Raw genomic sequence first — 4,959 nt, 5'->3', positions numbered from 1 at the left:
GGGCCGGGGGGGGCGCGGGGCGCCGCGCCGCGCCGGGGGCCGGCCCGCGCGGGGGCCGGCGCCCCCTCGACTGGTCGTCGGCCGAGGCCAGGCTCGGCACCGCCCTGCCCGCCGACTACCGGCACCTGGCGGAGCACTTCGGCCCTGGCACGTTCGCAGGTTTCCTCGACATCTCTCTGCCAGGCCCCCCGCCCGGCCGCGACGACCCGTTCCCGCAGTTCCTGTGCCTCGTCGAGCACGCCCTCCACCTTGCCGAACTCGCCGCCGCCGACCCCGGCATCGCCGACCTCTACCGGCCTCACCAGCTCCACCCAGCCCCGGGCGGGCTCCTGCAGTGGGCTGGCTCCGTCCAGGCCGACCAGTTCTACTGGCTGACGGAGGACGCAGACCCGAACCGGTGGCCGGTCATCGCCCGCAACGAGGACGGCGACAGCTGGGCGCGGTTCGACGGTTCCACCGCCGAGTTCGTCCACCGGCTCCTCACCGACCACCGGCACCCCTTCTCAGTCGCTGAGCTCATCGACCGCCCCGACTTCGAGCGGTACGAGCCGTACGAGCCCGACAACCCCTTCGACGACCACCGTCTGCCGTAGTAGGGCGGTTGCCAGGTTCGCGATGCGGACAACGGACAGCTTGGTGGACCCGCATAAGGACACCGCCCGTCCGAGTTGCCGGCTGCCCGAGACCTCGGGCCCCTGCCGCCGGCACCAGAGCCGACGGCGGGCCAGGGAACCCTCCCACAGCCGCCCCGACCGGGGGAGAGAGGAGAGGTCTCGGGCGTCAGCTGCTTTCCTTCGTGACCGCCTCCGATCCCGAGGCCGGGACGGGCGAATAGTCGGGCATCACTGGGAGGCTGATCACCGGTCGCAGAGGCGGCGACGATGCCCTTGCCGTCCGTGTTGGCCGCACCGCTCTGGGCCTTCTGCAGGGTCGCCATCAGGGTCGCCGCCTTCGCGGCGTCGCCGTCCGCGCGGCGGACCTGATAGGCGGCCAGCAGGTGGGCGGTGCCCTCGAACCAGACGCCGCTGGTGTCCTTGCCGCTGAAGCCCACCCCGCTGTACGGGCCGTCGGTGGCCGCCATCCGCCCGGCCGCCCAGTCGACGGCGGGCGCGTAGGACGGGTCGAGGGTGGCCAGGTAGCTCCAGGTCTGCACGTCCTCCGGCTCGACGTCGTCGTTGGTGGTCACCCCGTCCAGGCCGGTGCCCGTCCACAGGTGGCCGTTGGCGGCCTGCACGGACTTCACGAACCGGAACGCGTTGGTGGAGCGCTGCGCCCAGCCCGCGTCGCCGGTGACGCCGGCGAGCATGGCGAAGAAGGCGCCGGTGTCGATGTTGTGCTCCGTGGCCTTCCAGGTGAGCGGGACCATCGTCTGGCCGGTGCCGTCGTCGTTGCGCAGGCCGCCGGTGTAGCCGCCGGCGCCGCGGGTGTCCGCGGTGTTGTTCTGGATCCAGTTGGCGGCCTTCAACGCCCCGTCCAGGAAGCGCTGTTGGCCGGTCACCCGGTAGAGCCGGGTGAGCGCCATGCCGGCCCAGGCCATGTTCCCGGTGTAGACGGAGAACCCGCCGACGTACGGCTCGCCGGACGGGGTCTTGACGAAGGGGTCCGGCTCGTAGGAGGCGCGGATGCGGCCGTCCGGGGTGATGTCGTGGGCCTGGGCGTACAGCAGGCTGTCGCCGAGCGCCGTGGCGTGGGCGACGTCGTCGGTTCCGCCGCGTTGCAGGAACGCGGTGATGACGAGCGCGTTGTCGTACGTGAAGGAGGCCTGGAAGCCGTCCGGGCCGAACAGCTTCGGGTCCTCGAAGTGCCCGCCCTGGTAGCTGCGGGGCACGCGCAGCGTGCTGCCGGTGCCGTGGGCGTCGAGGCGCTGGGCGAGGAAGGAGTAGGCCGCGTCCACGGAAGGCCCGGAGGGCTTCACCGGCGGCTGCTGGGACGGCAGGTGCAGGCTGTCCGCGGGCGGGGGGCCGGGCGTGCTCGGCAGGTCGGCGTCCTCGTCGCCGACCGGCACCAGTTTGAAGAGCTGGTTCTCGTCGTTGTGGTCGCACGGGGCGTTGCCGGGTGTCGCGATGCTGTTCGGCACACTCGCGCCGGGCCACAGTGCGAGACAGTTCCCGCCCTTGATCTGGAGGTGGAAGTACCAGTGGCCGCCTTCCCAGTCCGACATCTGGAGTCCGACGTCGGCGGACTGGCCCAGGTACTCGTTGGGGGCGGCGAGGTTCCGGAACATCCAGCCGCCGTCCGTCGTCTGGAGGATTTCCCAGTCGGCCCGCGGGTCACCGGGCTGGCTGCCGACGAGCCGGCCGCTCGGCAGGTCGTAGGCCATCGCCGCACCGTTGCCGTCGACCAGTTCGGTGTGGTCGTGCGGCTTGGGGTCGGAGCCCATCGCCACGCCCCCGCCGCCGCTGCCGTAGTCCTCCCAGCTCACGTGCCCGGTGCTCCAGTCGCGAACGCCGATCTTGGCGCCCAGCATGGGGAGGGCGTCCTCCAGGCCGACGAACATGATGCCGCCCGAGCAGGTGGTCGGCATCGTCTTCCCCGGCGTCTTGCAGCTCCAGGTTCCACCCGTGGTGGCCGAGACGATGCCCAGGGCCGTGATGTTGGGCGGCGCCCCCGGCAGGCCCGGGCCGCCTCCCAGCACGACGGGCCCTCCGCTGTCACCCCTGCGGGCCGCGATGGACGAGTTGTCGGCGGCGGTGAACTGCTTGAGGGCCTTCCACCCGTACATGTAGTGGTGCTCGATCTCGCCGCCCAGGTTGTCGGGGCCCTTGGCGTAGTAGTCGGTCACCTTGGTGGTGACCTGGATGTTGCAGATCTCGCCCGAGCGGGAGCCCTCGTTGCAGATCCAGTTCCCCTCGTGCGCCACCTGCGCGGCGCTCACCCACTTCTTGGTCTGCGAGATGCTGGACTGGTCGGCCGCGCCGCCCGTCCAGATCTGCTGGTCCATCGTGATGTTCGAAGACGGCTTGATGACGGCCGCGTCGAGGTAGACGGGCCCCCTCTCGTCCTGGCGGACGATGTGGGGCGAGATCCGGGTGCCGATCGCCGGCCCCTGTCCGCCCGAATCGTCCACGCCGTACCGGACGTTGGTCTCGTTGTTCGGCATGAAGCAGTGGTCCGCGGTGAGCATGGCGTTCTCGTCGCGGTACTTGATCGCGAACGCCGTGCTGCAGAACGGTGCGATGATCTGCGCGCCGCCGGCACTCGGATCGCTCCGGCGCGAGGGTTCGCCGAGGCTGATCGACTCCGTGCCGTTCGCTTCGACCGTCACCGGAACGCTCACGGACGCCACCGCCCGCCGCAGCCGCTGTGCGTCGGCCTCGCCGCCCACCACGGTCGCGGTGAGGCCGCTCCCGTCCTGCGGCATCGCCACGTCGGTGATCCGCACCCCGACGGAATCGGCGATGCGCGTCACCTCGCGCGAGGCGTCCTTCAGGTCCTGCGCACTGTGCGGCGCCGACTTGACGTCGACACGCACCGGGCTGTGCGCGACGACCGCCCGGACCTCGGGCGCCAGCTCGCCGTGCCAGTAGATCGTAAGGTGCTTCGTCTCGGGGGCGGCGACCACGCCGGCGAGGGCCTGGCTGCCGATCTGACCCGACACCTGTTCCACGGCCGAAGCGGTCTCGTTCATCTTGCCCTGGATGTCCATCAGTTGATGCCAGGACAAGAAGGGTGAAGGGCTCCCGAAGGAGTTCGCCACGGGCGCGATGCCGGGAGCCGCGAGCACTCCCACGACGGCGGTCGCGGTGGCGAAGGCCACGAGCGGCCTTCGCCACCTGCCCCTGCGGCGGGCCGGATCTTCGATGTGGTGGACCAACGGGAACTCCTCGGGGCTCGAAACTGTGGGGCGCCTCGGCGCCCTCTCACCCGTGCCTACGGGCGGGGGTGAACGCGCAGTTCAGAGCAGGTACGGGTCGGCCGAGAACGCTTGCCGGTCCGTGGTTCGGACGCCCGGATGCCCGGATGCCACCGGCCGGTTCGCCGTTTGGCCACCGCCGGGCGTTCGGACCGGATCGGCTGCGACGGGACGTCCCGGAAACATCGAATTCGCACACCTCGTCGCTCCCGGAGGGGCAGAGTGGGAACCCGATCCGCCGAACAGTCGACCTGGAGGCTCCCGTGCTCAACCTCTCCCGCGAGGAACTACCGGAACGGCACCAGGAGTTGCTGGACGTCCTGGTGACACGGCATGACCTGGCCACCGAGCGCCGCCGTAACACCTCGTTCGTACTCCTCGACCACGACGGACGTCGCTTCGCCGTCTGTGAGTACGGAGCGCACTGGTACGAGGAAGGCGTGCCGGTGCACCTGGCAGTCGACCTGACCACGGGCAGCCATGTGTCGATCACCGCCTACCGCGCCTCCGCCATGTGGCCGGGAACGTTCTGGTCGTTCTTCGAACCCGGCCGCGTACCCTCCGACGACCCGGTGCGGGCCTGGCTGGCGACGCCGGCGGCCACCCCCGGGCCGCGCCCGAGCGTCGCCGTGGCGTGGCCGGACCAACTCGAACGGTTCTGCGCTGCGGAGCTGGTCCGCACCGACCAACCCGAGCTGCTCGCACAGGCCGAGCTGGTCGCGGACCCGGAACTTCCCGAGGACCAGACCACACTGGTACGACGGCACTCGGCGGCGGCACTGCCGTACGCCGTGCTGTTCCGCCACGAGGACGCGCTGAGCGTCGTCAACAAGCTGATCGGCAGCGGCCGGGGCTGTCCGCTCCCCGAACTCTGACAGCGGCGCGCCCTGTCGATGGGTGCGCACCCGCCCCCTCCAGGGCGTCACCTCGCTGCCGCAGGTCCCGCACCAGGTACGGCAAGACACCCGAAAGGCACCTCGCAGACCTTCACCTCCGCGCCCCGATGATCCGGCAGCGGCGGACCGCCGTATGACGGTCTCGACACAGGGTCAGCCGGCGGTCGTGTCGAAGCAGTGCGCCTCTGACGCGAGAACCCGCCCCGGGCC

At 71.1% G+C, this 4,959-nt stretch carries 2 protein-coding genes; one reads left to right on the top strand and one right to left on the bottom strand.

Annotated features, from left to right (window positions below):
* Nucleotides 1-364: 364 nt before the first annotated feature.
* Nucleotides 365-3,646 carry a trypsin-like serine protease gene (locus ACFV61_RS34395; protein WP_380496022.1) on the bottom strand — a complete coding sequence of 1,094 codons (3,282 nt, stop codon included), beginning with the start codon at nt 3,644-3,646 and terminating at the stop codon, nt 365-367.
* 470 nt (nt 3,647-4,116) lie between these two features.
* Here ACFV61_RS34395 and ACFV61_RS34390 point away from each other — a divergent pair, with 470 nt between their 5' ends.
* On the top strand, nt 4,117-4,728 hold the full coding sequence (locus ACFV61_RS34390; RefSeq protein ID WP_380496020.1) for a hypothetical protein: 612 nt from the start codon (nt 4,117-4,119) through the stop codon (nt 4,726-4,728).
* The last annotated feature ends 231 nt before the right edge of the window (nt 4,729-4,959 follow it).

The sequence above is a fragment of the Kitasatospora sp. NPDC059817 genome, assembly GCF_042731835.1.
Lineage (GTDB): Bacteria > Actinomycetota > Actinomycetes > Streptomycetales > Streptomycetaceae > Kitasatospora.
The sequence above is the reverse complement of the archived record's forward strand: the minus strand, read 5'-3'. Positions and strand labels throughout refer to the sequence as shown.

Bases quoted from the DNA above. Each gene is read 5' to 3' on its own strand.
- ACFV61_RS34395 (WP_380496022.1), bottom strand. From the start codon at position 3,646: ATGGACATCCAGGGCAAGATGAACGAGACCGCTTCGGCCGTGGAACAG.